The sequence below is a fragment of the Seohaeicola nanhaiensis genome (assembly GCF_042654245.1).
In the GTDB taxonomy this organism is placed as follows: Bacteria; Pseudomonadota; Alphaproteobacteria; order Rhodobacterales; family Rhodobacteraceae; genus Seohaeicola_A; species Seohaeicola_A nanhaiensis.
The window spans coordinates 30,320-56,939 of sequence record NZ_JBHSGI010000034.1 but is presented as its reverse complement, the minus strand read 5'-3'; the positions used below and the strand labels follow the sequence as shown (position 1 = coordinate 56,939).

The window sequence follows — 26,620 nt, the reverse complement described above, 5'->3', positions numbered from 1 at the left end:
CATGACAGATACCATTCTCGACCGCATCAAGGCCTACAAGCTGGAAGAGGTCGCCGCGGACAAGGCCGCCAAACCGCTGGACGAGGTCGAGGCCGAGGCCCGCGCCGCCGACCCCGTGCGCCCCTTTGCCGAGGCCCTACGCCGCGCCACGCACGAAGGCTACGGTCTGATCGCCGAAATCAAGAAGGCCAGCCCGTCCAAGGGCCTGATCCGAGAGGATTTCGACCCCGCGACCCTCGCCGCTGCCTATCAGGACGGTGGCGCCACCTGCCTGTCGGTGCTGACCGATACGCCCAGCTTTCAGGGGGCAAAATCGTTCCTGACCGAGGCCCGTGCCGCCTGCGACCTCCCGGTGCTGCGCAAGGACTTCATGTATGACACCTATCAGGTCGCCGAGGCCCGGGCGCTCGGGGCCGACTGCATCCTGATCATCATGGCCTCGGTCTCGGATGCGCAGGCCAATGAACTGGAAGCGGCAGCGCAGGATTGGGAGATGGACGCGCTGATCGAGGTACACGACGAGGCCGAACTCGAACGCGCAAGCCTGCTGAAAAGCACGATGGTCGGGATCAACAACCGCGACCTGCGCAGCTTCCAGACCTCGCTCGACACCACCCGGACTCTCTCCAAACTGGTGCCGGCCGATCGTCTTCTGATCAGCGAAAGCGGACTCAACACGCCGGAGGATCTGGCCGATCTGGCCCGCTACGGCGTGCGCAGCTTCCTGATCGGGGAAAGCCTGATGCGGCAGGCCGATGTCACGACCTCAACCCGCAACCTGCTGGCCAATCCCCTGCGCGCCGGGGGGTTCTGATGGCGCTCACCCATTTTGACGCCAAGGGCGATGCGCATATGGTCGATGTCTCCGACAAGGCCGTGACCTCGCGCATGGCCATTGCCGAGGGTTGGGTGAAGATGGCGCGCGAAACCTTTGAAATCATTTCCGAAGGCCGCGCCAAGAAGGGCGACGTTCTGGGTGTCGCGCGCTTGGCCGGGATCATGGGCGCCAAGAAGACGTCCGAGCTGATCCCGCTCTGCCATCCGCTGCCGATCACCAAGGTCGCGCTCGACCTGACGCTGGATGCCGATCTGCCCGGCGTGCGCATCGCCGCCACCGTCAAGACCACCGGCCAGACCGGCGTCGAGATGGAAGCGTTGACCGCCGTCAGCACCGCTGCACTGACCGTCTATGACATGATCAAGGCGGTCGACAAGGCGATGGAGATCGGCGGGATTCGTCTGGTCCTCAAGGAGGGCGGCAAATCCGGCCGCTACGAAGCCCCATGATCACCGTCGAACAGGCCCGCGCCCTTCTTTTCGATCTCGTCGGGCCGCTGGCCGTCGAAGAGGTGCCGCTCAGCCGCGCCAACGGCCGCGTCCTGGCCCGCGAGGTCACGGCACAGCGCGACCAGCCGCCCTTCGACGCCTCCTCGATGGACGGCTATGCGATCAAGACAACTGAGGCGCAGAAGGATTCGATGTTCCGCGTCATCGGTGAATCCGCCGCCGGGCATGGCTTTGCCGGAACGGTCAAGGCGGGCGAAGCGGTGCGCATCTTCACCGGTGCGCCGATGCCGCAAGGTGCCGATTTCGTTGTTATCCAGGAAGATGTGAGCCGCAACGGAGATCTGATCACCATCTCGGACGACCCCGGCACCAATCCCAACGTCCGCGCCGCCGGTGGCGATTTCCGCGCCGGCACCGCGATGTCCGCGCCGCGCCGACTGCGGCCTCAGGACATTGCCCTGCTGGCCTCGATGAACGTCGCCCGCGTGCCGGTCACCCGCAAGCCGGTGATCGCGCTTATTTCGACCGGAGACGAACTGGTGATGCCAGGCGAAGAGCCCGGCCCCGACCAGATCATCGCTTCGAACACCTTCGGCCTCAGGGCGATGTTGGAAGAGGCCGGCGCCGAACCCCGCGTGCTCCCAATCGCGCGCGACAGCCACGCCTCGCTCGAAACCGCCTTCGATCTCGCCCGCGGCGCCGACATGATCGTCACCATCGGCGGCGCCTCGGTCGGCGATCACGATCTGGTCGGCGAAGCGGCGGGCAACCTGGGCCTGAAGCGGTCGTTCTACAAGATCGCCATGCGCCCCGGAAAGCCGCTGATGGCAGGCCGAATGGGCGATGCGGCGATGGTGGGCCTGCCCGGCAACCCGGTCTCGGCCATCGTCTGCGGCTATCTGTTCCTCGTCCCGATGGTCCATGCGATGCTGGGTCTCGGCGCCCATACCCCGGCCCTGCTTACCGCAAGGGTGAAGGGCGATTTGGGTGCAAACGGCCCACGCGAACATTACATGCGGGCCGTCGTCAAAGATGGCGTCGCGACGGTTTTCGACAATCAGGACAGTGCGATGCTGGGTGTTCTTGCCGTAGCAAACGCGCTTGTCGTGCGCCCGCCGAACGACCCAGCCCTCGCCGACGGGGCGGAAATCAGCTATCTCCCCATCTGAACCAGAAAAGGAGAAAGCGGATGCGGCGGAAACTGGCAGCTGGCAATTGGAAGATGAACGGCCTTGGCGCGGATCTGGCGGAACTCGACCGCCTCTGCGCCGCCCATCCTGCGCCCAACTGCGAGATGCTGATCTGCCCGCCCGCCACGCTGATCCACCGCGCCGCCACGCTTGCCGAGGGCACGGCGCTGAGGATCGGCGGGCAGGACTGCCATGCCGCGACCAGCGGCGCCCACACCGGCGATCTCTCGGCCGAGATGCTGCGCGACGCGGGTGCCACCCATGTCATCACCGGCCATTCCGAGCGGCGCGCCGATCATGGCGAGACCGACGCCATCGTCCGCGCCAAGACCGAGGCGGCCATCGCCGCCGGGCTAACGGCCATCCTCTGCCTGGGGGAAAGCCTGGCCGAGCGTGAGTCGGGCCGCACCCTTGACGTGATCCGCGCGCAGCTTAGCGATTCCTTGCCGGAAGACTTCTCTGGCGAAACACTGGTTGTCGCCTATGAACCGGTCTGGGCCATCGGAACGGGGAAGGTGGCCAGCCTCGACCAGATCGCCGAGGTGCACGTTTTCCTGCGCTCACAGCTGCTCGAACGTCTCGGAGCCGACGGCGATCTCATCCGCCTTCTGTACGGCGGCTCGGTCAAGGCGGCCAACGCCGCAGAGATCTTTGCCGTGCCCGAGGTCGACGGTGCATTGGTCGGAGGCGCCAGCCTGACTGCGGCCGACTTCACCCCCATCGTTACTGCGCTCGACCGCGCCTGATTTCACGACATGGAGGCTTTGCGTCTGGCCCATTGGGCCATGGTTTTGACGTCGGGTCCGGTATAACGCGGGACGATGCGGTAAACGGCCTCTACCGCATTTTCCACAGCAAAAGCGATCAGTCCCAGCGCGACCACGGCCATCAGGAAACGTCCGAAGGGAAACGAGCGGATCTGGCCCAATGCCTCGCCGATACCCGCCGCGGAGCCGGGGTCGGTCTGCGTCGCCGCATAGACGATCGACACACCGATCACCGCAATCACAAGGCCCATGGCGATGCAGCCGAATTTCAGAACAGGGTCCAGGGTACGTGCGGTGGGGGTGACTCGTATATGCCGCTTGTAGCGTTCTGCGATGCCCTTCCAGGCGTAATACCCACCTGCCCCGATGGTTGCGAGGCCAACCAGCCCGACCAGCAGGAAGCCATAGGGCATCGACATGATATAGGCGACGACCTTCTGCGTACCTCCGCCTTCTCCACCATCGGAACTCCCAAGCGCCAGTCCGGCGATTGAAACCCCGATGGCCCCGTGGATCAGCCCGGTCACGACAAGTCCGCCCCGTGCAACCGCGCCTTTGATACCGCCGCCGTAGTCGTCGAGATCCAGCGCAGCATCGACCATACGCCGGAACGCATAGGCAAAGAGCCCCACCGCGGATATCAGGATAACAGCAATACCCCAGGTCTTGCCCCGCAGATCGGCCAGTGCATCGGTCGTGCCCTGCGCCTCGCCTCCCGTCACGGCCGCATAGAGCGCCAGACCTCCGACAATGACATAGACGATGGCTCGGGCCCCGTAGCCGATCCGCATGACGGGATCGACCCAGCCCCTGGCTTTTTCTGACATCAGGATCTCCTTCCAAGAGAAGGACGCGCGAAACCGCTCTGCAGTTCCGCGCGCGCCCCGATTACTTCGTGATGATCTCGGGCCCCATCACTGCCGTTGGCAGAACCGTCGACAGCCAGGGGATGTAGGTCACCATGATGAGGAAGACGAAGAGCACGGCCAGGAACGGCAGCGCCGCCCGGACCACTGCCATCATCGACATCCCTGCGACACCGCTGGTGACGAACAGGTTCAGACCGACTGGAGGCGTGATCATCCCGATCTCCATGTTGACCACCATGATGATGCCAAGGTGGATCGGGTCGATACCCAGTTCGATGGCGATCGGAAACACCAGCGGCGCCACGATCACGATCAGGCCCGAGGGCTCCATGAACTGCCCGCCGATCAGCAGGATCAGGTTGACGATGACGAGGAACATGATCGGCCCGAACCCCGCCGACAGCATCGCGCTGGCGATCTGCTGCGGAATCCGCTCGTCGGTCAGAACGTGCTTGAGGATCAGCGCATTGGCGATGATGAACATCAGCGTGACCGTCAGCTTGCCCGCCTCGAACAGCGTGTCACGGGTGTCGCGGTGAAAAAAGGCCGTGACCAGCGCCTGCGGCGCGCGCAGCAGACTGCGCTTGTCGCGCCCGTCCGCGGCCCGCAACGGCCCCATGTCGCGATAGACGAAGGTCGCGATCAGGAAGGCATAGATCGCGGCCACGGCGGCGGCCTCGGTCGGCGTGAAGGGCGCCTTGGACCAGTAGAGACCCACCACCTGCGTTGCGGCGCCGGCTGCATCATAGACGTCATGGGTGCCGAACCAGGGAAAGCCGTAGATGCCCAGCATGATGATCGCGATCAGCATCAGCCCCCAGAAGGCGTCGCGGAAACTGGCGCCGATCTCGCCCCAGCCCTGCCAGGTGCCCTTCGGCATCCCCTTGACCACCGCCATGATGTAGATCGTCACCATCAGCATGACGCCCGCCAGGATGCCGGGGATCACCCCCGCCAGGAACATCCGACCGACCGAGACGTCGGTGGCGCTGGCATAGACGACCATCACGATGGACGGCGGGATCAGGATGCCCAGGGTGCCCGCATTGGCGATGACGCCAGCGGCGAAATCCTTGGTATAACCCGCCTGCCGCATGGCGGCGATGACGATACTGCCGATGGCCACCACCGTCGCCGGGGACGATCCCGACAGCGCGGCGAACAGCATGCAGGCAAAGACCCCGGCAATTGCCAGACCGCCGCGCATGTGGCCGACACAGGCGATCGAGAACCGGATGATCCGCCGCGCCACGCCCCCGGTCGACATGAAGGACGAGGCGAGGATGAAGAAGGGGATCGCCAGCAGCGTGTAATGCCCGGCCATCGCGTTGAACAGGGTCTGTGCGACCGAGGCCAGAGAGGTATCCGACAGCGCCAGCAGGAACAGGATCGAGGCCAGACCCAGCGAAATTGCAATCGGCACGCCGATCAGCATCAGCCCGACGATGACGAGGAAAAGAACGAGAACTTCCATGGCTCAATTGTCCCGGTTCATGTGGGCGACGTCGGCGACGGCGTCCTCGGCTTCGTGGCTGACGATCAGGCCCTGCGCGCGGCCCTGGGCGATGCGCACCGTGGCCTGGACCAGGCGGAACAGCAGCAGGGCCATCCCGATGGGCAGGATCACATAAGGAATGAAACGGGGCAGCTTCTCGTAGGACTCGCCGTCGTTCATCAGCGGCTCGATCCAGCGGAGCCAATCCGGTATTGGCACCTCGTTGACCTCGAGATAGCCGCGATAGGAAGTCCGCTTCATCTCTTCAAAGCCGGTGGGAAACCACCGCCCCGTGGTCTGCGGCAGGTTGGCGAAATTGGCCCAGTAATCCCAGGCCCCCTTCATCAGCAGCAGCGCATAGATCAGGCAGAAGGCGGCGGCGATCAGCGCCACGATCTGGCGCGGCTTCGGCGCCAGCAGCCCGGTGATCGCGTCGACCCCCAGATGCGCCGTCACCTTGACAGCATAGCTGACCCCAAGCAGCACCAGCCAGGCGAAGAGGTAGAGGGTCAGATCCAGCCCCCATGTCAGGCCCGAGTTGAAGACATAGCGCAGCACCACGTTGATGAAGGTGATGATGGTCATCGCACCCAGGATCACCGCAATCGCGGTCTCCTCGAACTCGTGCACGAAACGTCCGAACATGGTTGTGGAATGATATTGCTTAGCCATGCAGTCCTCCCCGGGCCGCTGAAAGCGCGCGCTGTCCGGCCCCGTCTGGGACCGGACGCATCTTGAGTGATGTCAGTGCTTGGCGTTGATCGCCTGAGCGGCGTCGATGTTGTCCTGACCGACGTCGTTCAGGAACTGCGACCAGACCGGCTTCATCGCATCGACCCAGTCCTGGCGCTGCTCGGGCGTCAGTTCGCGAATCACGCCTCCGGCCGCCAGAATAGCGGCCCGGGCGTCCTGGTCGACCTTGTCGACCTCTGCGTTGCGCGACACGGTGACTTCTTCCAGGATCGTCCCCAGCTGGGTGCGCACATCCTCGGGCAGGCTGTCCCACCAGTCGGTCGAGGTCACGACCATATAGTCGATGATGCCGTGGTTGGTCTCGGTGGTGCCGTTCTGCACTTCAAAGAACTTCTGGCCATAGATGTTCGACCAGGTGTTTTCCTGCCCGTCCACAACGCCGGTCTGCAGCGCGCCGTAGACTTCCGAAAACGCCATCGGCTGCGGGTTGGCCTTCAGCGCCTCGAACTGCGCCTTGATCACTTCCGAAGGCTGCACGCGGAATTTGAGGCCGGCGGCGTCGCCGGGCTCGATCAGCGGCTTGTTGGCCGAGATCTGCTTCATCCCGTTGTGCCAGAACTGCAGGCCCAGCAACCCACGCCGGGTCATCGACTCCTTCATCGCCTTGCCGGTATCCGACATCTGGAACTCATCCACGGCGGCGATGTTCTTGAACATGAACGGCAGGTCGAAGATCCGGAAGACCTTGGTGAACTGCTCGAACTTCGACAGCGACGGCGCGGCCATCTGCACATCGCCCTGCAGCATCGCTTCCAGCACCTTGTCGTCATCATACAGTGTCGAGTTCGGATAGACCTCGACACAGACCTTGCCGTTCATCTCTTCGTTCACCCGGTCGGCGAACATCTGCGCGGCAATCCCCTTGGGGTGCTTGTCGGCATTGGTCACATGCGCGAACTTGATCACCATCTCGCCGGGGTCGCAGGCAGCCGAAGCCACGCCAGCGGTCACACCAAGAGACAGGGCCGCCACGGCGGCCGCAGTTACGAATTTCATCGGGTTCTCCTCCCAAAATGTCGTCGGTTCGGGGCATCTCCGCCCCATCGGCACCGCGATTCGATGCGCTGACCGAAGTGAACAGAATCGCGGAAATCCGCTCAACAGGAGCGAAGCCTGCGCCCTTTGGTGGGAATTTTATTTAATAAAATCAAATTATTACGTGCAACATTTCAGCCGAGCGAAGAAAACCATCCGGTCACTGATGCGAAAACCCACACAACCGATAGCGGGAACTGTGCGGTTTTCCGCACATCGTCAACGGCGGAAATCCTCCGGCCGGATGCCGTATTTCGCCAGCTTGTCGTAAAAGGTCTTGCGCGGCAGCTTCAATGCCTTCGCCGCTTCCGAGGCATGGCCGTTCTGCCGCCCCAGCGCCGCGATGAGCAGCGCCCGTTCGATCTGAGCCAGCTGCGCGGACAGCCCCAGCTCGGCCGCCTCCATCGCCTCTTCCGGCATCCCCAGCACGAACCGCATCGCCGCGCTCATCAGGGATCGGGTGTTGCCGGGCCAGGACTGCCCCATCAGGCTGGCGAGCTTCTCGGGCGCGATATCCGGCGCCTTAAGGCCTGCCTGTTCCGCCGCCTGCGCGACATAGTGGCGAAACAGCACCGGAATGTCTTCGCGCCGTTCGGCCAGCGAGGGCACCCGTACGCGGCTGACCTCGAGCCGGTAGAGCAGGTCGGTGTTCAGCCCGCTGCCGTCCAATTCCGCGGTGCTGCCCGCGAGAAGCCGGGTCGTCCCGCCCTCTTCCAGCGCCTCGATCAGCGCGATCTGGGTATCGGGCGGCAGCTGTGTGATCTCGTCCAGAAACAGCGACCCGCCGGCCCCCGCCGCCAGTGCCGCCGCAAGCGCGGCACGGTCCATCCCCGCCGCCGCGCGTTTCTCGAATGGCCCGTGCGACCGGCGCGAACTCAGATGGATCACTTCGGCCACCTTCGAGATCCCGCTGCCCGGCGGCCCACAGACCAGCACTTCGGTTTCGGTGCGCGCCACCCGCCGGACCGCGGCTCGTAGGCCCTGCGCCAGATCGGACACCCCGAACAATAGCCGCGCGGCAGGGTCGCCCGCCTCGGCCTGCGCCTTCTCGGCCCGCCCCTGCAGAACCTCGCGCCGCGCCGCCAGCGCCCGGCGCAGCACCGCCACCAGATCCGCCGGCGCGCAGGGCTTTTCCAGGAAATCGAACGCGCCCTTCTCCATCGCCGAGACCGCCATCGGGATGTCGCCCTCGCCGGTCAGCAGGACGACCGGCAGCTCGGCGTCCACCGCGCGAGCATAGCTCAGCAGATGGAACCCGTCGCGCCCCGGCATCCGCATGTCCGACAGGATCACGCCGGGAAAATCGGCACGGATATGGTCCTTGGCCGCCACGAAGCTGCCCGCCGTGATCGCAGCCATGCCTTCCAGATCCAGCGTCTGCGCCATCGCCTCTCGCACCGCAGCATCGTCATCGACCAGCAGCACATGCTGCCCGCTCATGCCGCGATCTCCTCTGCCCAGCGTTCCAGCCGCACCGAGAATTCGGCCCCGCCCGGCACGTTCTGGCCCCGGATATCGCCGCCAAAGCTCTGCACGATGCCATAGCTGATCGACAGGCCCAGCCCCATGCCCTCGGCAGCGCCAATCTTCTTGGTGGTGTAGAAGGGATCGAACACTTTGCCGGGGTCCGCAATGCCAGGGCCGGTATCGGTAACGCTGACGGTGACGGCAGCGCCCTCGCGGATCGCCACCCGCAGTATCCGCTCGGCCTGTCCTTGCATCGCATCCATCGCATTCTTCATCAGGTTCAGGAACACCTGCCCGAGCCGCACCTCGCCACCGCGCACCCAGACCGGCCCGGGCGGCGGATCGAACAGCAGCGTCACCTCGTCCTGCGCGATCCTTGCCGAGAGCATCTCGACCACGCCCTCCATCACCTTGACCACATCCACCCGGCCCGGCGCCTCGCTCTCTTGCCGCGCGAAGGCGCGCAGGTTCTGGATGATCCGGCCCATCCGCCTCGCCAGGTCGGATATCCGCGACAGGTTCTCTCCCGCCACCTCGCTTCGGCCCCGGGCCAGATAGGCGGCGCCGTTCTCGGCAAACGACCGGATCGCCATCAGTGGCTGGTTCAGCTCGTGGCTGATCCCCGCGCTCATCTGGCCCAGTGCGCTCAGCTTGCCCGCCTGCACCAGATCCGCCTGCGCCTGCTTCAGCGCCGCCTCGGCCTCCTTGCGTTCACGCACCTCGCGCCGCAGCTGGATATTGGCATCGACCAGCTTGGCGGTGCGCTCCGCCACCCGCGCCTCCAGCGCCTGATTGGCCTCGGCCAGGGTCCGCCGCCGCTCCATCGCCAGGAACAGCAGCGCTCCGAAGGCCAGGCAGATCGCCGCCACCGCCGCCGCCTGCAGCCCGGCCAGCCGCCGCGCCGGGGCGACATCGACCAGAACCTCGCCCGTCAGGCCGATCACCGGCAGATCGCGCGCCAGATGCAGTGCGCGCCTGGGCAGATAAGGCCCCCAGCCCAGATGCCAGATCTCATGTCCACCCACCTGCGCTGCCTCGAACGGCAGCGCCGCGCCAAGGGGCGGATGCAGGCCAACCTCATCGGGATCGCGCCGCCAGAACAACAGCTCGGACCGGTTCGAGATGAAGACCTCGCCGCCATGATCGGTGAAGTAGACCGCGGGCGTGTCGCCCCGCCAGGTCTGTTCGACGGCATTGACATCGGCCACCATCACCAGCGCGCCGCGCACCCGGCCACCGGCGCCAAAGGCCGGAACAGCGTGGAAATAGCCACGTGGTCCTTCCGGCGCGATCATCCCATGCGCGGCCCCCAGCGCCCCCTGCATGGCCCGCCTGAACCAGGGCTGGCCCACCACCGACTGGCCGGTCCCGCGATGCGCCGACACCAGCACCGTGCCCGCGGTATCGGCGAAGAACACCTCCATCGCTCCGCTGCGATCCGCCGCCCGCAGCAGCATCTGCTGCGCCGCCGCGCGCTCGTCCATCGTTTCCAGACGCGCCAGCAGAGGATGGTCGACCGTGAGCACCGCCAGTTCGCGGAAGGCCTGCAACTGGGTGCTCAGCCGGTCCGAAGCCAGGGCAAGATCGACATCCGCCCGCTGCGCCAGCTGATCCAGCGCCTGCCCGTATCCATATCGCCAGACAACGCCCGCCAGCGCCACCACGGCGGCGAGGAAGGCCAGCACGATCATTGTCTGGCGGCTGCGCGATGTCATGCCCGCCAGAATAGCAGCGCCCCCAGCGCCTTGACCAGATCCCTCGCGCCGCGCTCTCAGGCCTTGCCCGCCGCCTCGGCTGCCTCGGTATCGAACCGTTTGCGCACATTCAGGCTGAGGTGCTCCAGATGCTCCTGGATCGCCGCATGCACCGCCGCCGCGTCGCGCGCCTTCAGCCCGTCGACGATGGCGCGGTGCTGACGCAGCACCCGCTCGCGCGATTCGCGCTGGCTGGCCGACAGGTAGCGGATACGCCACAGCCGTTCGAGATAGGCGCGGTGCGTCTCGGCCAGCGAGGCATTGTTCGACGCCTGCGCAATCGCCAGATGCAGGCTCATGTCGATCTCGAACAGGTCCAGCTTGTCGGCATTGTCATAGCGCGCCTCCATTTTCGTCTGGATCGCCTCCACCGCCGCGATATCGGCGTCACTCGCCTGCCGGCAGGCGAGTTCACCAGACAGAAGCTCCAGCGCCATCAGCACCTCGATGGCGTCGGTCGCCTCCTTCAGCGTCGGATTGGCCACCACCGGGCTGCGCGAGGGGCGCAGGATCACCAGCCCCTCCTTCGCCAGAATGCGGATCGCCTCGCGCATCGGCGTGCGGCTGACCCCCATCCCGCCCGCGTTCACACGTTCCTTGATCGGATCGCCCGGGGCGAGCTTGCCCCGCAGGATGTCCCGCCGCAGCTGGTGCGCGATCTGTTCCGCCAGCGTCGTGTCCGACATGCGTTCCGGCTCCTGATTTCCTCGTTGGATCAAACGCTTGCTTACACAGGCTCTGATCCGAAGGGAATATTCCAGATTTGGTATACCAAATCGGATTGATTGTGGCGACCGGTTTCGGTAGCGTTGCCGCAGATGGTATACCATCTTCAATCCGGGAGGAGGCTACCCGGGACAGCAAGAGCGGCGCAAAGAGCCGCATAGGGAGGAAGAATGAAACTGACGACGCTTCTGTCGACGGCTGTCGCCGTCACGCTGGCCGCCGGATCCCTGGCGGCCCAGGAATTCAACCTGCGCTTCCAGACACATTACGCGCCGGAAACCGTTTCGGGCAAACTGGCGCAAAGCTTCATCGACGACGTTCAGACCATGTCGGGCGGGCGCGTCGCCATCGAGATGTTCTGGTCCTCGTCCGTGGTCTCCTCGACCGAGGGCTTCGACGCGGCCGGTTCGGGCGTGCTTGACGGCGAAATGCACGGCGGCGCCTATCAGACCGGCAAGAACCCCGCCTTCCAGTTCGTCGGCGACCCGATGGGCGGCTACGACAACCCCTATCAGCTTTACGGCTTCCTGTATCATGGCGGCGGTCTCGAAGCGGCCAACGAGCTTTACAACCAATACAACATGCAGCTGATCGGCTGGTGGGCCGCCGGTCAGGAGGCCATGTCCTCCTCCAAGCCGCTGCGCGGTCCGGCGGACCTGAAAGACTGGAAATTCCGTTCGCCTCCGGGCCTTGAAACCGAGATCTTCGCAGAACTGGGCGCCAAGCCCATCGTGATGGACTTCACCGAGGTCTTCACCGCGCTGGAAACCGGCATCATCGACGGCGCCGACGCCTCGTCGCTGGCCAACAACCTCGGAATGGGTATCTACGACATCGCCAAGCACGCCACCTATCCCGGCTTCCACTCGATGCCGATGGACCATGTGACCATCAACAAGGGTGTCTGGGATGGTCTGCCGCCCGATGTCCAGCGCATCTTCATGGTCGCCGCCGAGAAACTGGCGCTCGAGACCACGATGACCTTCGAGATCGCCAACCGCGAGGCCGCGGCCAAGCTGACGGCACAGGGCGTGACACTGTATGACTGGTCGCCGGAAGACCGTGCCGCCTTCCGCGCCGGCGCGCAGAAGGCCTGGGACAACTGGGCGGTCAAGACTCCCGAAGCGCAGAAGCTCGTTGACGCGCATCGCAAATACATGAAGCTGATCGGCCTCCTCGACTGATCCGCCAGCGGATGTGAAGCAAGGGCGGGCTCCTCCCGGGGCCCGCCTGACCGGCACCCTGAACCCCCGAGGTCCCATGACCGACAGCGCCAGCAGCGTGTGGCTTGGCCCGCTGCGCCGACCCGTCCGCAATCTCGCTATCGCCCTGATCGGCTTGACCCTCCTGATCGGCTTCTGGGTGATCCTCACGCCCTCGGAAGGCACCGCCGTGCTCCAGGTCGTGCCCTCGCTCGGCAAGCCGGTCATCCAGGCTTTCCTGATCGCGCTCACCTCGGCGCTGTTCATGACGGCGGTCTATCTCTCAGATCGCGTCGGCGCGATCGAGGTCCAGCCGACCGGTCCGATGGACCTCCTGTCGCTGGTGCTTTCGCGGGTGGCGATGCTGGGCGTCATCGCCGTGGTCTGCATCATGTTCTACGAGGTGATCTCGCGCTATGTCTTCGTCAAGCCCACCCTCTGGGCCAACGAACTGTCGCTCTGGATCGCCGCCTTCATCTTCCTGCTCGCCGGGCTTTACGCCATGCAGCAGCGCAGCCATATCCGCATTTACATCATCTACGATGTGATGCCGCGATGGATGCGCAAGGTCTGCGATGTCATCTCGCTGTTCCTGATCTGGTTCTTCTGCTTCGCGATGATCTGGGGCAGCTTCAACGAGGCGCGCGACAAGCTCTTGCGGATGGAAACCTTCGGCACCGCATGGGATCCGCCAATCCCGGCCACGGTCAAGACCGCCATGCTGATCATCATCTCGCTCGTTGCGCTGCAGGCGCTGTCGAACCTGATCGCCGACTGGCGCAAGGAACCCAAGTCGCACTCTCCGATGGATGACATTGACGAGGTCGAGATCGAGAACATTCGCAGGACGGTGCAAAAATGACGGATCTCCTGCCTTCGCTTGCCGATTTCAACTGGATGCGCGTCGATCCGGGGATGATTTCTCTGATCCTGCTGCTGGCGATGTTCGCCCTGCTGGCCATCGGGATGCCGCTCGGCTTTGCCTCGGCCTTCCTCGCCGTGCTGGTGATGATGATGAAATTCGGCCCCGCGGTGCTGTTCGGCAGCTTCGGCAAGGGGCCGATGGGAGTGCTGTCGCTCGCCATCTACCGGCAGATGACGAATTACGTCCTCATATCGGTGCCTCTGTTCATCTTCATGGCCGCCTTGCTCGAACGCTCGGGCATCGCGCGCGACATGTATGCCTCGCTGAACGCCTGGCTCAGCCGGACGCGCGGCGGCATCGCCTTCGTCACCTCGATCATGGCAGTCATCATGGCGGCGATGAGCGGTATCATCGGCGGCGAGGTGGTGCTGCTGGGGCTGATCGCCCTGCCCCAGATGCTGCGCCTCGGCTACAACCAGAACCTTGCCATCGGCACGATCTGCGCCAGCGGCAGCCTTGGCACGATGATCCCGCCGTCGATCGTGCTGATCTTCTACGGTCTCATCACCGAGACCTCGATCAAGGCGCTGTTCACCGCCTCCTTCCTGCCGGGCTTCATGCTCGCCTCCTTCTTCATCATCTACATCTACATCCGCACCCGGCTGAACCCGGAGCAGGCCCCCCTGCCGCCGCCCGATCCGAACGACCCGCCCGCCAATGAAAAGCGGCTGATGTTCCTCGGCTTCCTCTCCTGCCTGGTGTTCGGCGCCAGCGCCGTCCTGACGCTGCGCGCGCTGTTCTTCACGGTCACCAGCGCCAATGACGTGCTGGAAGGGGTCGACCCGATCCCGCTTGGCATGGTCTCGGACCTCCCCTGGCTGATCGGCGCGGGCGTGCTCGCCCTGGCGCTGATCTTCGTCGTCATCGGGCGCGAGCGTACGCTGGCCGGCTGGCGCATGGGCAAGGGCCTGGTCGCCCCGATCATCGTGATCGGCGTCGTGCTCGGCTCGATCTATGGCGGCATCACCGGCATCACCGAGGCCGCGGGCATGGGTGTCGTCGCCGTCTTCATCATCGGCCTGATGCGCCGCGAGATGACCTTCGAAATCGTCTGGGACGCGGTGATGCGCACGCTGAAATCGACCGGCACGATCATCTGGGTCACTATTGGCGCCGCCGCGCTGGCCGCGGCCTATACGCTGGCGGGCGGGCCGACCTATGTCGCCAACATGATCGTCGGCTACAACCTGCCCACCATGGGCATCATCCTGGTGATGATGCTGATCTTCCTGATTATGGGCATGTTCATGGACTGGGTCGGCATCGTGCTGCTGATCATGCCGGTGTTCCTGCCCATCGTGCTGAAACTGCCGGTGGACGAGATCGGCTGGTTCGGCACGCTCGACCCCAGTCAGGTGGCGATCTGGTTCGGCGTTGTCTTCTGCATGAACATGCAGGTCAGCTTCCTGTCGCCGCCCTTCGGCCCGGCCGCCTTCTATCTCAAGTCGGTGGCGCCCGATCATATCTCGCTCACCGATATCTTCCGTGGCTTCCTGCCCTTCATCTGCATCCAGCTTCTGGCCCTGCTGGTGCTGCTGGCCTGGCCGCCCATCGTGACGGTGTTCCTGTGAGTGCCGCGACTGACACGCAGACCCTCCCCTCTCCGCCGGAAGAGAGGGGCCGGGGGTGAGGGGAAACCAGAGAAAGGTTCATCCATGCTGACCCAGGCCCAGATCGACCGCTTCAACACCGAAGGCGTCCTCGTGGTCGAGAACCTGCTGCCGCCCGACCTGCTGATCCGCATCCGCGCCGAATATGCAGATCTGCTCGACAGCCTCTACGACCGCTGGCACGCCGAGGGATTGGTGCCGCCGCCCGGCGACCAGGACTTCTGGGCCAAGCTCCAGACCTCCTACACCGCCGGCTGCGACTGGTTCCAGCCGATGGACATCTCGCTGCCCGGCGACACCATCCACGCGGATACGCCGTTCCACTTCGGTCCTGCCGTCTTCGACATGCTGACCTGCCCACGCCTGCTCGATACCGTCGAAAGCCTGATCGGCCCCGAGATCACCTCGAACCCGATCCAGCACGTCCGCATCAAGCCCCCCGCGAAGACCCTGCGCGGCAGCGAAAACCGCGCCCATGTCACCGCCACCGACTGGCACCAGGACCGCGCGGTGGGCCATGAAGAGGGCGACAACACCCAGATGGTCACCGTCTGGCTCGCGATCACTGACGCCACGGTCGAGAACGGTTGCCTGCAGGCGATCCCGGGCAAGCCACGGATGTATCCGCATTGCCCCAAGACCCAGACGGCTATTGCCGACGGCTTCCTGAATCCGGACGATGCCGTGCCCCTGCCGGTCAAGGCCGGCGGCGCGGTGATCTTCCACCCGCTGACGCCGCATGCCTCGCTGGCGAACACCACGCAGGGGTTCCGCTGGTCCTTCGACATCCGCTTCAACGTGACCGGCCAGCCCACCGGGCGCAGCCATTTCCCGTCCTTCATCGCCCGCTCGCACCGCGCGCCGGAAACCGTTCTGACGGATTGGCAGGCCTGGCGCGACCTATGGCTTGAAGCCCGCGCGCGCTTGGCGCAGAAACCTCATATCCCCATTCACCGCTGGCGGGCCGACAGTCCCGCCTGCGCCTGACGAACGGAAGACAGCACATGGCAGACAAACGGATCGGATTCATCGGCCTCGGCCTCATGGGGCGCGCCATGGTGCAGCGGCTGCAGGACAAAGGCTATACGCTCACTGTTCTGGGCAACCGCGACCGCAGCGGCGTCGAGGCCGCCGTCGCCCGCGGCGCAACCGAGGCGAAGACCGCACGCGAGGTGGCCGAGGCCAGCGATATCGTGATGTTCTGCATGGGCACCTCCGATCACGTCGAATCGCGCGTCTATGGCGATAACGGCGTTCTCGCCGGCACGCGCGAGGGACAGGTGGTGATCGACTTCGGCACCTCCCTGCCCGGCTCGACCCAGAGGATCGGCGCCGATCTGGCCGCGAAGGGCGCGACATATCTCGACGCGCCGCTGGGGCGCACCCCGGCCCATGCGGTGGATGGCAAGCTGAACATCATGTGCTCAGGCGACAAGGCGACCTACGACAGCGTGAAGCCAGTCCTCGACGACCTGGGCGAGAATGTCTTCCACCTTGGTGCGCTCGGGTCCGGCCATACGATCAAGCTGATCAACAACTTCTTCGCCATGACCACCGCCTGCGCCATGTCCGAGGCCTTTGCCATGGCCGATCTCGCCGGAATCGACCGCCAGCAGCTCTATTCGGTCATGGCGGCCGGGCCGCTCAAATCGGGCATGATGGACTTCGTGCGCAACTACGCGGTCGATCACAAGATCGACCTCGCCTTCTCGATCGCCAATGCGACCAAGGACGTGACCTATTACCGCGAGATGGCCGAGGGGCTGGGCGCCAAGACCCGCATGTCGGGCGCGGCCCATGCCACCCTGACCGAGGCGCGCGACAGCGGCGCGGCGGACCAGATGGTGCCGCAGATCGTCGACTACCTTGCCGCTCACCTGAAGGACAAATGATGCGCCTGCAAGGAAAACGCGCCTTCGTCACCGCCGCCGGACAGGGCATCGGCAAGGCCATCGCCACAGCCTACGTGCGCGAAGGCGCCACCGTGATCGCCACAGACCTGAAGCCCGATCTGCTGGATATCCAAGGGGCCGAGACCTTCGCGCTGGACGTGACCGACAAGGGCGCATTGCAATCCGCCGTCACGGACGCCAGGCCCGACATTCTGGTCAACTGCGCGGGCTACGTCCACGCCGGCACGATTCTCGAAGCCACCGACGACGACTTCGACTTTGCCTTCAAACTCAACGTGCGCGCCCAGTTTCACTCGATTCAGGCGGCCCTTCCGGGCATGATCGAACGCGGCGGCGGTGCCATCGTCAACATCGCTTCGGTGGCCTCCTCGATCATCGCCGCGCCCAACCGCTTCGTCTACGGCGCCTCCAAGGCCGCCGTGATCGGGCTCACCAAATCGGTGGCCGTAGATTTCGTGACCAAGGGCATCCGCTGCAACTGCATCTGCCCCGGCACGGTCGAAAGCCCCTCGCTGCAGGACCGGCTGCGCGCCATGGGCGACTATGAGGCAGCCAAAAAGGCCTTCATCGTCCGCCAGCCGATGGGCCGCATCGGCACGCCCGAGGAGATCGCGCATCTGGCCGTCTACCTCGGTTCCGACGAGTCGGCCTTTACCACCGGACAGGCGCATGTGATCGACGGCGGCTGGGCGGCGGGCTGAGTCCCGTGGCGGTCGCCGGCCGCGAAGACCGCACCGCCCGCGGCGTCGCCCTGATGGCGCTGGCGGTGGTCTTCTTCACCCTGATCGACAGTTCCGCCAAATGGCTGATGATCGCCGGGCTGCCCGCGCTGCAGGTGGTCTTCTGCCGCTATGCCGGACATTTCCTTTTCTCCGTCGTGCTCTTTGTGCCGCGCGAGGGTCTCGCCGCCTTCCGCTCGGCCAGCCCGCTCTGGCAGGCCGCCCGCGCTGTCCTGCTGCTGGGCAGCACGATCCTGAACTTCCTGGCGCTCTCCTACCTGCCGATCACGGTCACCACGACGATCAACTTCGCCGGGCCCATCGTGGTCACGCTTCTGTCGATCCCGATCCTCGGCGAACAGGTGGGCATCCGCCGTATCGCCGCCGTCTGTACCGGCTTCATCGGCGTGCTGGTGGTGATGCAGCCCTGGGGCGCGGCCTTTCACCCGGCGATGTTGCTCAACATCGCCTCGCTCATGTTCAGCGGCCTCTATTTCATTCTGACCCGCAAGCTGGCCGGCATCGAAAGCAACTCCACCTCCCAGCTCTGGACCAGCGGCTTTGCCACGCTTGGCATGGCGCCCCTGGCCATCGGCCTCTGGACCTGGCCCACGACGCTCTGGGATTTCACCGTCATGCTCGCCATTGGCTGCTTCGGCGCGCTGGGTCACATCTGCGCCACCTCGGCGCACCGTCTGGCGGATGCGTCGATACTGGCCCCGGTGATTTATATCCAGCTGCTGCTGGCCGCACTGGCAGGCATCCTGTTCTTTGGCACCTGGCCGACACCCTGGCTGCTGGCCGGCGGCCTGATCATCATCGCCTCGGGCCTCTACATCTGGCAACGCGAACGCAGCAAGGGCCGGCCGCCCACCCCGCCCGACCCGCGCCGCGCGCCCTGAGGCGTCACCGCGCGTCCGGGCAATCCGGGCCTCGCCGATCTCCGATTGGACAAGTTCTTGGCGCTGGATTATGGAGAGCGTCAGTCCGCCTTCCTGCGACAGCCCTGGTGCCGTCCGGGCCAAGGCTGGTCGGACTGGTTTGAACAGGGCGGCGTCGCGTGTGATGCGGCGCAACAGGCGGAAGATGCACTTCGTCTATTTTGTCAACGGCCTGGTGTTGCTCTTCATCGCGGGCCTTATGGCCTTCGACGCCCTGCTGTTTCAGGAAACCCGGAAGGTCTTCGTCGAGGCGTCGCTCGTAACGGGGCTTGTCGGCGTTTTCATATGCCTGGCGACCAACGCGACCTTTTCCGGGCTGCACCGGATCCATACCTTCATTCTCACCTCCAGCGTCTGGCTGATCGCCGCAACGACGGGTGCGATTCCGCTGCTCCTCTGGTCGCTCTCGCCGGTCGACGCCTTTTTCGAGGCCATGTCGGGCATCACCACCACAGGCTCGACCGTCATGGTCGGCCTCGACACGACGCCGCATGGGATCATCTTCTGGCGGGCCGTGCTGCAGGCGATCGGCGGTGTCGGCTTCATCGTCACCGGCATCGCATTTCTGCCGATCCTCAAGGTCGGCGGGATGCAGCTGTTCCGCACCGAAAGCTCGGACAAGGGGGAAAAGGAGTTGCGCAGCGCCACCCTCTTTGCCGCCGCGACGCTGAAAATCTATCTCGGGCTGATGGCACTGTGCACCGCTGCCTACTTCGCTGGCGGGATGAGCTTTTTCGACGCCGTCACCCATGCGATGACAACCCTCTCCACCGGCGGATACTCCGGCTACGACGCATCCTTCGGCCATTTCAGCAGCCCCTTCCTGCAATGGGCCGCCACCCTGTTCATGCTGGGCGGCGCGCTGCCCTTCGCCTGGTATATCCGCGGCGCCGTCCGCCGCTCCTTCCAGAGCGAGCAGGTCCGCGCCATGCTCTGGAGCCTTGGCGGCGTCATTGCCATCCTCACTCTCTGGCTTTCAGAGACAAAGGGTATGGATGTTCTGGTCGCGCTGCGCCTGGTGGCCTTCAACGTCGTCTCGGTCGTCACCACGACCGGCTTCGCCACGACCGACTACACGCTTTGGGGCTCCTTCGCCGTTGTCGTCTTCTTCTGCCTCACCGCAGTTGGCGGCTGCACCGGCTCGACGGCGGGCGGGGTGAAGGCGATGCGCTGGCTGATCGTGCAGCGCTCCGTCGCGGCGCAGCTCCGCTCGATACGCTCGCCCCACCAGATCCTCGTGATCCGCTACGAGGGGCGGCGCATCGAGGAAGACGTGCAGCAGGGGGTCATGACCTTTTTCGCTTTCTATGCGCTGACCTTCGCGGCCCTGGCCGCGGCGCTCGCGCTGCTCGGGCTGGACTTCGCCACCGCGACCAGCGGCGCGCTGACAGCGCTCGCCAACGTCGGCCCGGGGGTGGGTTCCATCGTGGGCCCCGCCGGCAACTTTGCCGGTCTCTCCGATCCTGTAAAACTGGTGCTGTCCCTCGGCATGTATCTCGGCCGGCTCGAAATGATCACGTTTTTCGTGCTTCTGACGCCGGTATTCTGGCAGGAACTCAGATCCTTGAACTGATTCAGGGAACGCCGGGGCCCAAACGGTGTTACCCTGACATCATGCAGAAGACCCTGGCGTGGATGCCATGTCATCGCCCGCGGATTTCCCACGGGCGATGCGATGCTCCGCAAGGCTGTCCGCCACCGAAGACGAAGAGACGATGAAACGAGGACAACAAAGAAACACGACCCGGCGGGGCGCCACAATGAGTCCGCCCGACAGTGGCCGAGGGCCGCAGACCGAAGCGCTCGACTCGCGTTACCGCTGCGGAATGGTGGGGCGGGTGGATGCCGCTTTATGGCAGAAGCTGCAGGCCGCCTGTGAAGAGATACGCGACCTCGACGCCCGCGAAATCTTTTCCCGCGCGGGCGAGCCGATGACACACAGCGCGCTGCTTCTCGAAGGCACGATGGTGCGGTATATCTCCGGCGGCGGTCGTTCGGGCCCGGACCGCGCACTGGTGTCGATCCAGGTGCCTGGCGATTTTGTCGACCTCCATGGCCTGCCGCTGAAATATCTCGACCATGACGTCTCGGCCCTGAGCGAGGCCAGGATCGCCCTATTCGCCAACGCGGACATCCTCCGGATCATGGAAGCTTCGGCCGATCATTCCCGCCAGCTGTGGTGGCTCACCATGATCGACGCCGCAATCCACCTTCATTGGCTGTTCCGCACCAACCGCCTGCGCGCTGCCGCCGCCCTAGCCGATTTCATCTGCGAAATGGATGTGCGCCTCAGCGCCTGCGGCCTCGTGGTCGATGACCACATGCCCCTGCCCCTGCTGCAATCCGATCTTGCCGAGGTCACGGGCCTCTCCACTGTCCACGTCAGCCGCATCTGCAAGGAATTGCGCGAGGCGGGCCTCTGCACCATCCGCGATGGCGGCGCGAGGCTCCACAACCGCGAGGGCCTGCGCAAGCTGGCAAGATTCGACGACCGGTATCTCTACCCGCCGCCCTAATTCATCCCGCAGGAGAAGACCGCCGCGATCCAGGTTTCGCCCTGATCCCTGAACACCTCGTGACGCGGGCGAGCTTTGGCCAGACGCCGCAACAGCCGGTCCTCGACCTCCCGCGCCGTCAAAACCGTCTCGGTCGGCCCGGTATATCCGGCGATCAGGCAACTCCCGCCCGGAGCCAGCGAGCCGGAAACACAGTCCAGTGCCGCCTCCAGCACATCCGGGGCGAGGTAATACAGCACTTCCGACAGCACGATCAGATCCCAGCGGCCAGAGGGCCAATCCCTGGGAATCTCCGCGACCTCGAACCGCGCATTGGCGATCCCGCGCGCCCGTGCCCGTTCAACCGCCGTCGGCGCAAAATCCAGCGCGAGCAGGCTGTCGCAGCGCGCGGCGATTTCGGCGCTCATCACGCCGATCGAGCATCCAACCTCCAGCCCCCGCGCGTATCGCACGCGTGGCAGCAGCGCGAGGCAGCGGCGGTATTTCTCCGCCTCATAGGCGCTGGTTTCATAGTTCCAGGGATCCGGCGCATCGCGGTAGAGCGCATCGAAGGAAGCGGCATCGCGGGTCATGACGGTATGAATATCTCGTCGCTGTCGATGAAATGGCGCGCCAGATCGTCCGGCATCCGAAACCCGTCGGGATCGTCGCGGATCAGGTCCGTCATCTGCGAGACATGGGCCGCCACAGCGCGGGCCTTCGCCGCGCGGTGCGGTCCGCTTGCAAACCGCCGCGCCGCCTGCCAGTCGCCCCCCGCAACTGGTGTCTGCACCCGGCCCCAGACCGGACAGGCAAACATGCGCACCCCGGGCCAGCGCCCGGACAGCCAGTGCGCCAGCCGCCAGACCCGCTGGTGATCGGGATGCGGGTCGCCGTTCCAGGTGGTCCAGATCGCCGTGACATCTCCGAGGACCGGCATCAGCCGTGCCTCGACCTCGGCAAAGGTCGCCTCATCCGCTGGCGCGGCCATGTCCGGAAATCCCAGCCAGTGCAGGAACCCGCGCCCCTCCGTCAGGATATCCACCGCCCGCCCGACTTCGGTCCGACGCAGCGCGCGCAGCGCCTCGGGCGGATGACTCGCCGAGTTGGGGTGCGAACGCGCCCCATCCGTCACCACGGCGATATGGACCCGCCGCCCAGTCGCCGCCGCTGCGGCAATCGCTCCGCCCATGGCAAGCGATTCGTCGTCGGGATGTGGCGCCAGCACGAGGATGTCACCGCCTCCGGCCAGTTCGTCGATACCGGCCAAGGGGGCTTCGCGGGTTTCCATCACCACCGGCGTAAACTGGATCATCGTCCACCCCATATTGCGCCAACGGGCTGCAGGGACGCGCACAGATGCTGGCCGACCTGCCGCAGCTTGCCGTCCAGATCGGCCTGCCGAAGGAAGAATCCCAGATCGCGCCGCAGCAGATCGGCGGGATGCCCCGTCGCAAAAGATCGCGTGCCCAGCGCACGGTCTGCCAGAGCCATTCCTTCCAGACAGGCGGTCTCGACCGCCTCACGCGCCGCCAGCGACAATGCGACCTCGGCCGCACCCGCGCCCGGCGCCTCGACTTTCCGCGCCGCGTCCTCGACAAACAGCCGCGCCCCGTGAGCCAGGCTGGCAATCCGCGCGACCCGGTGCAACTGTGCCTCGCCCGCCGCATCACCAAAGCCTCGCACCGCCTTGCGCACCTCCTCCGCCAGCGCCTCCAGCCCGCCGACATGCACCGCCGCATACCGCCAGACTCCGCCCTGGAAATAGGGCTCGCGCAGATAGTCACCTGCCTTTCCCAGCGGCTCCGCGTTCATGCCGTCGAAATCGTATCGACCCGAGGCGGTGGCGCGCATCCCCGAGACCTGCCAGCCGCTGTCGTCGCCCCGGTTCGGGTCGGTCACATCAGCAATTACAAGACGCGGCCCCTCGGCCGTCGTCGCGATCACGACAGCGCGCCCGATGGTTCCAAGGCCCGAGGCAAAGCGCTTGCTTCCCTCCAGTTCCAGACGGTCCCCGTGATCCGACCGTATTGCCACTGGCGGGCTGTCGTCGGCGCCCCAGACGCCATAGATCGTCCCGCGTCGCGCTTCGGTCATATGGGACTTTCGCTGCCCGGCTGTTCCGTAAAGCGCGACAAGCCGAAGAGCGTTCATATGCCCCTCGGCCAGACGACCGACCGGCAGGCTTACCGCCCCGATGCGCCGCAAGAGGTCGGCATGAGCCACGGGATCGCCCCCGGAACACAACCGGTTCAGGATGCCTGAGTCCGCCAGCAGCGCCATGTCTTCGCTCAACCCTCGCATCCCGGCATCAGCTTCGGCCGCCCGATCCGCGATGGCCGCAAAAATGCTCTCCTCGTCCGGGAGAATGCGCAGGCGTGGAGCAACGGTCATGCCGAAATCCTTTCACGGCCCTGCGTCTCGGCGGCCAGCGCGGCGGCCAGACGCGGCATTTCATTGGGAAGGTCCGACAGGCGCAGACGCTGGCGGGGCAGTGCCGCCAGCCGCTGACGCGCCGCCGTGCGCACATCCGGAGCCACATCGGCTGGCAAGGCCCGCAACTCCCGCCACAGCCGCGCCCGAGTCACGGTGGCTTCCGCCGGTTCCAGCAGCCAATCCACCATCGGGTCGTCCGCATGGATCCGCGCCTGCAGCGCGTCGGCCATCCCGCCCGGCGCCCGCCCGCTCAGCCGGCACGAAGTCTGCACGCGCGCCCGCGCCGAGTGGCGCACCCGCCACCCCAGCAGATCTGCCCGCTCGGCAAGGGCTCGATCCTCTCCGCCCGGCATCGCGGCGAACCCTCCGACCGACTGATAGAGGTCCATCCGAAATGCGAGGCTCGCCCCCGGCTCGGACAGATGCGTCGGCTCCGGATCGTGCGGCACCGGGTCGATGGCCGTCTTCAGCGCTATGGTGAGCGCCATGTATTCGCCCTCTACCGCACCCCTTTGCGCAATAACCGGCGGCAAGCGCGCGAATTCGGCGGGATCGGGAAAGACGCTGCCACAGATCAGATCCGCGCCCCGCAATTCCTCCAGATTCGCATCCACCCAGTCCTCGAACACCCGACTGTCCGCATCGGTCGTCATCACCACGCCCTGCGGCGCAAGCATCGTCGCGCAGGCCGCCACGGTATCGCGCCGCACCTCACCGACCCCGCCCGCCGGCGAATCCGGCCGTTCCAACACCAGCCCGGCCTCGCCTGTCGCCGCGAACCACTCCATCGCCCGTTCCATCGTTCCGTCGCTCGATCCGTTGACCAAGACCGCTATGCCGCCCCGGCCGCGCAGGCTTTGTGCTGCGGCATCGAGGCAGGCGACGATCCGCGCCTCCTCGTCGCGCGCCGGGACGGTGACCGCCACCGCCCAGCGCCCGCGAGGCCCGAAAGGCAACGACCTCATGCGTCGCGCTCCCAGAAGCGCAACTTGCCGCAGGCATTTAGGAAATCGTCCACCACGTGTTCGCCGGACAGAACGAATACACCGTCATCGGGCTCCGAGGGCACGGCTTTCGACCAGAAGGCCGATTGCGCCGCCTCGGTCAGGGCAATGAACTTCATATGCGCGTGCGCATCGGCCAGCCACGCCCTGGCGCCATGCTTGCGCCCCAGCCGGGCCGCTCCCTCGTCCGAGGCGATGACGGCCACCGCGTCGTAAAGCACCGATGGCGCGCCATCCAGTTTCTGATCGGCCGCGATGCGCCGCCCCCGGTTGGAGGAAACACCCCCAACGGTCTCGGCCACGATCTCGACCGTCGCGCCCGCCGCCTCGGCCGCCGACTTCAGCGCATCGAACAGCGCCCCGTCGATCCCGTCGGTCAGCAGCACGCCCAGCTTGCGTCCGGCAAAACTCTCCTTGGCATTGCCAAGAATGCTCAGGGCCGGCGAAGGATCGGTGTCGATTACGGCCCGTGCGGGTTCCGCCGCCTCGGGCACGTCCTCCATGCCCAACCCATCCGCCACCATCTCGGCGAGGCTCGCGTCGATATTGACCAGATGCGACACCATCCGTTCCCGGATCGCCACGCCCTCGACTTTCGAAAGCTCAAAAATCAGCGCCTCGGCGATATGGTCCTGCTCGATGTCGGTCTGGCTCAGATAGAACTGCCGGGCCTGGCTGTAGTGATCTGCGAAAGTGTCGGACCGCACGCGCAGCTTGGACCCTTCCTCCTCGGCCTCATAAGACCGGAATCCGCGTTCGGGATCCTCGCGCGGACCCTCGCCGTGGCTGTTCGGCTCGTAATTGACGCGGCCCCTCGGGTTGTGCATCGCCATATGGCCGTCCTGCTGCAGATGGGAGAACGGGCAGCGCGGCGCATTGATCGGGATATGGTTGAAGTTCGGGCTGCCCAGCCGCTTCAGTTGAGTGTCGAGATAGCTGAAGTTGCGTCCCTGCAGCAGAGGGTCGTTGGAATGGTCGATGCCCGGCACGATGTTCCCGGTCTGAAACGCCACCTGCTCGGTCTCGGCAAAGAAGTTGTCGACCATCCGGTTCAGGGTCATCGTCCCGACAATGCGCACCGGCACCTGCTCCTCGGGGATCAGCTTGGTGGCATCCAGCACGTCGAAATCAAACGTATCCGCAAACTCCTCATCGAAAACCTGCACGCCCAGATCCCACTGCGGATAGTCGCCCTTCTGGATCGCGTCCCACAGGTCGCGCCGGTGAAAGTCGGGATCGGCACCGTTGATCTTGACCGCCTCATCCCACAGAACCGATTGCATCCCCTGCCGCGGCTTCCAGTGGAACTTGACGAACTTGGCCTCGCCCGCCGCGTTCACCAGCCGGAAGGTATGCACGCCGAAACCTTCCATGAAGCGGAAGCTGCGCGGGATGGTCCGGTCGGACATGATCCACATGACCATATGCATCGCCTCGGGCATCAGCGACATGAAATCCCAGAAATTGTCATGCGCCGTTTGCGCCTGCGGAAAACCGCGATCGGGTTCCTGCTTGGCCGCATGGATCAGGTCGGGAAACTTGATGGCGTCCTGGATGAAGAACACCGGGATGTTGTTGCCCACCAGATCCCAGTTGCCTTCCTTGGTGTAGAACTTCACCGCAAAGCCGCGCACGTCGCGCGCCAGATCGGCCGAGCCCTTGTTGCCCGCAACGGTCGAGAAACGCACAAAGACCTCGGTCTTCTCGCCCACCTCGGTCAGCACCTTCGCGCGGGTGACATCGCTCAGCGATTCCTTCAGCTCGAAGGTCCCGTGGGCGCCATAGCCGCGTGCGTGCACGACCCGCTCTGGGATACGCTCGTGGTCGAAGTGGAACAGCTTCTCGCGGAAGATCTGGTCTTCCAGCAGATGGGGCCCGCGGCGGCCGACCTTAAGACTGTTCTGGTCATCCGAAATCGGCATCCCGACCTGCGTCGTCATGGTGTCGTGACCCTCACCCACCGTCTGGTGCGTTTCGCCGCCTTCGCCGTGCCGGGTCTTCGTGGTGTCGCGTTTCATGTCAGGTTCCTCTG

The 26,620-nt window shown here is 65.3% G+C and carries 25 protein-coding genes; 13 read left to right on the top strand and 12 right to left on the bottom strand.

Annotation, left to right across the window (positions count from 1 at the left end; genetic code table 11):
- Position 1: 1 nt before the first annotated feature.
- From trpC to tpiA, 4 genes are read left to right on the top strand one after another with little or no spacing between them, the layout of a single operon-like run.
- Complete coding sequence (gene trpC / locus ACFO5X_RS24250) at positions 2-814, top strand: indole-3-glycerol phosphate synthase TrpC (protein ID WP_380722478.1); 813 nt, start codon at positions 2-4, stop codon at positions 812-814.
- On the top strand, positions 814-1,287 hold the full coding sequence (gene moaC / locus ACFO5X_RS24245; protein ID WP_380722476.1) for a cyclic pyranopterin monophosphate synthase MoaC: 474 nt from the start codon (positions 814-816) through the stop codon (positions 1,285-1,287). Before trpC ends, moaC begins: the two co-directional genes overlap by 1 nt.
- Positions 1,284-2,456 carry a molybdopterin molybdotransferase MoeA gene (locus tag ACFO5X_RS24240; protein WP_380722474.1) on the top strand — a complete coding sequence of 391 codons (1,173 nt, stop codon included), beginning with the start codon at positions 1,284-1,286 and terminating at the stop codon, positions 2,454-2,456. The genes moaC and ACFO5X_RS24240 overlap by 4 nt, the downstream gene beginning before the upstream one ends.
- Before the next feature lie 20 nt (positions 2,457-2,476).
- Positions 2,477-3,223, top strand: a complete 747-nt coding sequence (gene tpiA / locus ACFO5X_RS24235) for a triose-phosphate isomerase (RefSeq protein WP_380722472.1) — start codon at positions 2,477-2,479, stop codon at positions 3,221-3,223.
- Between the two features lie 2 nt (positions 3,224-3,225).
- Here tpiA and ACFO5X_RS24230 read toward each other — a convergent pair whose 3' ends face one another.
- From ACFO5X_RS24230 to ACFO5X_RS24200, 7 genes are all read right to left on the bottom strand, one after another.
- Positions 3,226-4,071: a DUF1206 domain-containing protein gene (locus tag ACFO5X_RS24230; RefSeq protein WP_380722470.1), complete on the bottom strand. Its 846-nt coding sequence runs from the start codon at positions 4,069-4,071 to the stop codon at positions 3,226-3,228.
- Positions 4,072-4,132: 61 nt separating this feature from the next.
- Complete coding sequence (locus tag ACFO5X_RS24225) at positions 4,133-5,587, bottom strand: TRAP transporter large permease (RefSeq protein WP_380722468.1); 1,455 nt, start codon at positions 5,585-5,587, stop codon at positions 4,133-4,135.
- 3 nt (positions 5,588-5,590) lie between these two features.
- On the bottom strand, positions 5,591-6,280 hold the full coding sequence (locus ACFO5X_RS24220; protein WP_380722466.1) for a TRAP transporter small permease: 690 nt from the start codon (positions 6,278-6,280) through the stop codon (positions 5,591-5,593).
- 72 nt (positions 6,281-6,352) lie between these two features.
- Complete coding sequence (locus ACFO5X_RS24215) at positions 6,353-7,357, bottom strand: TRAP transporter substrate-binding protein (protein WP_380722464.1); 1,005 nt, start codon at positions 7,355-7,357, stop codon at positions 6,353-6,355.
- 258 nt (positions 7,358-7,615) lie between these two features.
- Positions 7,616-8,836, bottom strand: coding sequence for a sigma-54-dependent transcriptional regulator (locus ACFO5X_RS24210; protein WP_380722462.1), 1,221 nt, complete (start codon positions 8,834-8,836; stop codon positions 7,616-7,618).
- Positions 8,833-10,578, bottom strand: a complete 1,746-nt coding sequence (locus ACFO5X_RS24205) for a sensor histidine kinase (RefSeq protein ID WP_380722460.1) — start codon at positions 10,576-10,578, stop codon at positions 8,833-8,835. The genes ACFO5X_RS24210 and ACFO5X_RS24205 overlap by 4 nt, the downstream gene beginning before the upstream one ends.
- 56 nt (positions 10,579-10,634) lie before the next feature.
- Positions 10,635-11,303 carry a GntR family transcriptional regulator gene (locus ACFO5X_RS24200; RefSeq protein ID WP_380722458.1) on the bottom strand — a complete coding sequence of 223 codons (669 nt, stop codon included), beginning with the start codon at positions 11,301-11,303 and terminating at the stop codon, positions 10,635-10,637.
- A 210-nt stretch (positions 11,304-11,513) separates the two neighbouring features.
- Between ACFO5X_RS24200 and ACFO5X_RS24195 the strand changes: the two genes are divergently transcribed.
- The 9 genes from ACFO5X_RS24195 (at position 11,514) to ACFO5X_RS24155 (ending at position 21,169) form a co-directional block, all read left to right on the top strand.
- Positions 11,514-12,527, top strand: coding sequence for a TRAP transporter substrate-binding protein (locus tag ACFO5X_RS24195; RefSeq protein WP_380722456.1), 1,014 nt, complete (start codon positions 11,514-11,516; stop codon positions 12,525-12,527).
- 76 nt (positions 12,528-12,603) lie between these two features.
- Positions 12,604-13,407, top strand: coding sequence for a TRAP transporter small permease subunit (locus tag ACFO5X_RS24190; RefSeq protein ID WP_380722454.1), 804 nt, complete (start codon positions 12,604-12,606; stop codon positions 13,405-13,407).
- On the top strand, positions 13,404-15,041 hold the full coding sequence (locus ACFO5X_RS24185; RefSeq protein WP_380722452.1) for a TRAP transporter large permease: 1,638 nt from the start codon (positions 13,404-13,406) through the stop codon (positions 15,039-15,041). The genes ACFO5X_RS24190 and ACFO5X_RS24185 overlap by 4 nt, the downstream gene beginning before the upstream one ends.
- A gap of 84 nt (positions 15,042-15,125) precedes the next feature.
- Entirely contained in the window at positions 15,126-16,067 is a 942-nt protein-coding gene (locus tag ACFO5X_RS24180; RefSeq protein WP_380722450.1) for a phytanoyl-CoA dioxygenase family protein, read from the top strand.
- Positions 16,068-16,084: 17 nt separating this feature from the next.
- Positions 16,085-16,972, top strand: a complete 888-nt coding sequence (locus tag ACFO5X_RS24175; protein ID WP_380722448.1) for an NAD(P)-dependent oxidoreductase — start codon at positions 16,085-16,087, stop codon at positions 16,970-16,972.
- Entirely contained in the window at positions 16,972-17,694 is a 723-nt protein-coding gene (locus tag ACFO5X_RS24170; RefSeq protein ID WP_380722446.1) for an SDR family oxidoreductase, read from the top strand. The genes ACFO5X_RS24175 and ACFO5X_RS24170 overlap by 1 nt, the downstream gene beginning before the upstream one ends.
- 5 nt (positions 17,695-17,699) lie before the next feature.
- Positions 17,700-18,614 (top strand): DMT family transporter, encoded by a 915-nt coding sequence (locus tag ACFO5X_RS24165; protein WP_380722444.1) that lies wholly within the window; start codon positions 17,700-17,702, stop codon positions 18,612-18,614.
- Positions 18,615-18,798: 184 nt separating this feature from the next.
- Positions 18,799-20,226, top strand: coding sequence for a TrkH family potassium uptake protein (locus ACFO5X_RS24160; protein WP_380722442.1), 1,428 nt, complete (start codon positions 18,799-18,801; stop codon positions 20,224-20,226).
- 187 nt (positions 20,227-20,413) lie between these two features.
- Positions 20,414-21,169, top strand: a complete 756-nt coding sequence (locus ACFO5X_RS24155; protein ID WP_380722440.1) for a Crp/Fnr family transcriptional regulator — start codon at positions 20,414-20,416, stop codon at positions 21,167-21,169.
- Here ACFO5X_RS24155 and ACFO5X_RS24150 read toward each other — a convergent pair.
- From ACFO5X_RS24150 to ACFO5X_RS24130, 5 genes are read right to left on the bottom strand one after another with little or no spacing between them, the layout of a single operon-like run.
- On the bottom strand, positions 21,166-21,741 hold the full coding sequence (locus ACFO5X_RS24150; protein ID WP_380722438.1) for a class I SAM-dependent DNA methyltransferase: 576 nt from the start codon (positions 21,739-21,741) through the stop codon (positions 21,166-21,168). The genes ACFO5X_RS24155 and ACFO5X_RS24150 overlap by 4 nt on opposite strands.
- A complete protein-coding gene (locus ACFO5X_RS24145; RefSeq protein ID WP_380722436.1) occupies positions 21,738-22,463 on the bottom strand; it encodes a PIG-L deacetylase family protein in 726 nt (241 codons plus the stop codon). Before ACFO5X_RS24145 ends, ACFO5X_RS24150 begins: the two co-directional genes overlap by 4 nt.
- The gene (locus tag ACFO5X_RS24140; RefSeq protein ID WP_380722434.1) at positions 22,460-23,542 is read right to left on the bottom strand and encodes a hypothetical protein; all 1,083 of its coding nucleotides are present in this window, start codon (positions 23,540-23,542) and stop codon (positions 22,460-22,462) included. The genes ACFO5X_RS24145 and ACFO5X_RS24140 overlap by 4 nt, the downstream gene beginning before the upstream one ends.
- A complete protein-coding gene (locus ACFO5X_RS24135; protein WP_380722432.1) occupies positions 23,539-24,549 on the bottom strand; it encodes a glycosyltransferase family 2 protein in 1,011 nt (336 codons plus the stop codon). Before ACFO5X_RS24135 ends, ACFO5X_RS24140 begins: the two co-directional genes overlap by 4 nt.
- Entirely contained in the window at positions 24,546-26,606 is a 2,061-nt protein-coding gene (locus ACFO5X_RS24130) for a catalase (RefSeq protein WP_380722430.1), read from the bottom strand. The genes ACFO5X_RS24135 and ACFO5X_RS24130 overlap by 4 nt, the downstream gene beginning before the upstream one ends.
- Positions 26,607-26,620: the final 14 nt, after the last annotated feature.

What these genes read in the sequence shown, in the direction of transcription:
- trpC (WP_380722478.1), top strand. Translation starts at nt 2, where the DNA reads ATGACAGATACCATTCTCGACCGCATCAAGGCCTACAAGCTGGAAGAG.
- moaC (WP_380722476.1), top strand. Translation starts at nt 814, where the DNA reads ATGGCGCTCACCCATTTTGACGCCAAGGGCGATGCGCATATGGTCGAT.
- ACFO5X_RS24240 (WP_380722474.1), top strand. Translation starts at nt 1,284, where the DNA reads ATGATCACCGTCGAACAGGCCCGCGCCCTTCTTTTCGATCTCGTCGGG.
- tpiA (WP_380722472.1), top strand. Translation starts at nt 2,477, where the DNA reads ATGCGGCGGAAACTGGCAGCTGGCAATTGGAAGATGAACGGCCTTGGC.
- ACFO5X_RS24230 (WP_380722470.1), bottom strand. Translation starts at nt 4,071, where the DNA reads ATGTCAGAAAAAGCCAGGGGCTGGGTCGATCCCGTCATGCGGATCGGC.
- ACFO5X_RS24225 (WP_380722468.1), bottom strand. Translation starts at nt 5,587, where the DNA reads ATGGAAGTTCTCGTTCTTTTCCTCGTCATCGTCGGGCTGATGCTGATC.
- ACFO5X_RS24220 (WP_380722466.1), bottom strand. Translation starts at nt 6,280, where the DNA reads ATGGCTAAGCAATATCATTCCACAACCATGTTCGGACGTTTCGTGCAC.
- ACFO5X_RS24215 (WP_380722464.1), bottom strand. Translation starts at nt 7,357, where the DNA reads ATGAAATTCGTAACTGCGGCCGCCGTGGCGGCCCTGTCTCTTGGTGTG.
- ACFO5X_RS24210 (WP_380722462.1), bottom strand. Translation starts at nt 8,836, where the DNA reads ATGAGCGGGCAGCATGTGCTGCTGGTCGATGACGATGCTGCGGTGCGA.
- ACFO5X_RS24205 (WP_380722460.1), bottom strand. Translation starts at nt 10,578, where the DNA reads ATGACATCGCGCAGCCGCCAGACAATGATCGTGCTGGCCTTCCTCGCC.
- ACFO5X_RS24200 (WP_380722458.1), bottom strand. Translation starts at nt 11,303, where the DNA reads ATGTCGGACACGACGCTGGCGGAACAGATCGCGCACCAGCTGCGGCGG.
- ACFO5X_RS24195 (WP_380722456.1), top strand. Translation starts at nt 11,514, where the DNA reads ATGAAACTGACGACGCTTCTGTCGACGGCTGTCGCCGTCACGCTGGCC.
- ACFO5X_RS24190 (WP_380722454.1), top strand. Translation starts at nt 12,604, where the DNA reads ATGACCGACAGCGCCAGCAGCGTGTGGCTTGGCCCGCTGCGCCGACCC.
- ACFO5X_RS24185 (WP_380722452.1), top strand. Translation starts at nt 13,404, where the DNA reads ATGACGGATCTCCTGCCTTCGCTTGCCGATTTCAACTGGATGCGCGTC.
- ACFO5X_RS24180 (WP_380722450.1), top strand. Translation starts at nt 15,126, where the DNA reads ATGCTGACCCAGGCCCAGATCGACCGCTTCAACACCGAAGGCGTCCTC.
- ACFO5X_RS24175 (WP_380722448.1), top strand. Translation starts at nt 16,085, where the DNA reads ATGGCAGACAAACGGATCGGATTCATCGGCCTCGGCCTCATGGGGCGC.
- ACFO5X_RS24170 (WP_380722446.1), top strand. Translation starts at nt 16,972, where the DNA reads ATGCGCCTGCAAGGAAAACGCGCCTTCGTCACCGCCGCCGGACAGGGC.
- ACFO5X_RS24160 (WP_380722442.1), top strand. Translation starts at nt 18,799, where the DNA reads ATGCACTTCGTCTATTTTGTCAACGGCCTGGTGTTGCTCTTCATCGCG.
- ACFO5X_RS24155 (WP_380722440.1), top strand. Translation starts at nt 20,414, where the DNA reads ATGAGTCCGCCCGACAGTGGCCGAGGGCCGCAGACCGAAGCGCTCGAC.
- ACFO5X_RS24150 (WP_380722438.1), bottom strand. Translation starts at nt 21,741, where the DNA reads ATGACCCGCGATGCCGCTTCCTTCGATGCGCTCTACCGCGATGCGCCG.
- ACFO5X_RS24145 (WP_380722436.1), bottom strand. Translation starts at nt 22,463, where the DNA reads ATGATCCAGTTTACGCCGGTGGTGATGGAAACCCGCGAAGCCCCCTTG.
- ACFO5X_RS24140 (WP_380722434.1), bottom strand. Translation starts at nt 23,542, where the DNA reads ATGACCGTTGCTCCACGCCTGCGCATTCTCCCGGACGAGGAGAGCATT.
- ACFO5X_RS24135 (WP_380722432.1), bottom strand. Translation starts at nt 24,549, where the DNA reads ATGAGGTCGTTGCCTTTCGGGCCTCGCGGGCGCTGGGCGGTGGCGGTC.
- ACFO5X_RS24130 (WP_380722430.1), bottom strand. Translation starts at nt 26,606, where the DNA reads ATGAAACGCGACACCACGAAGACCCGGCACGGCGAAGGCGGCGAAACG.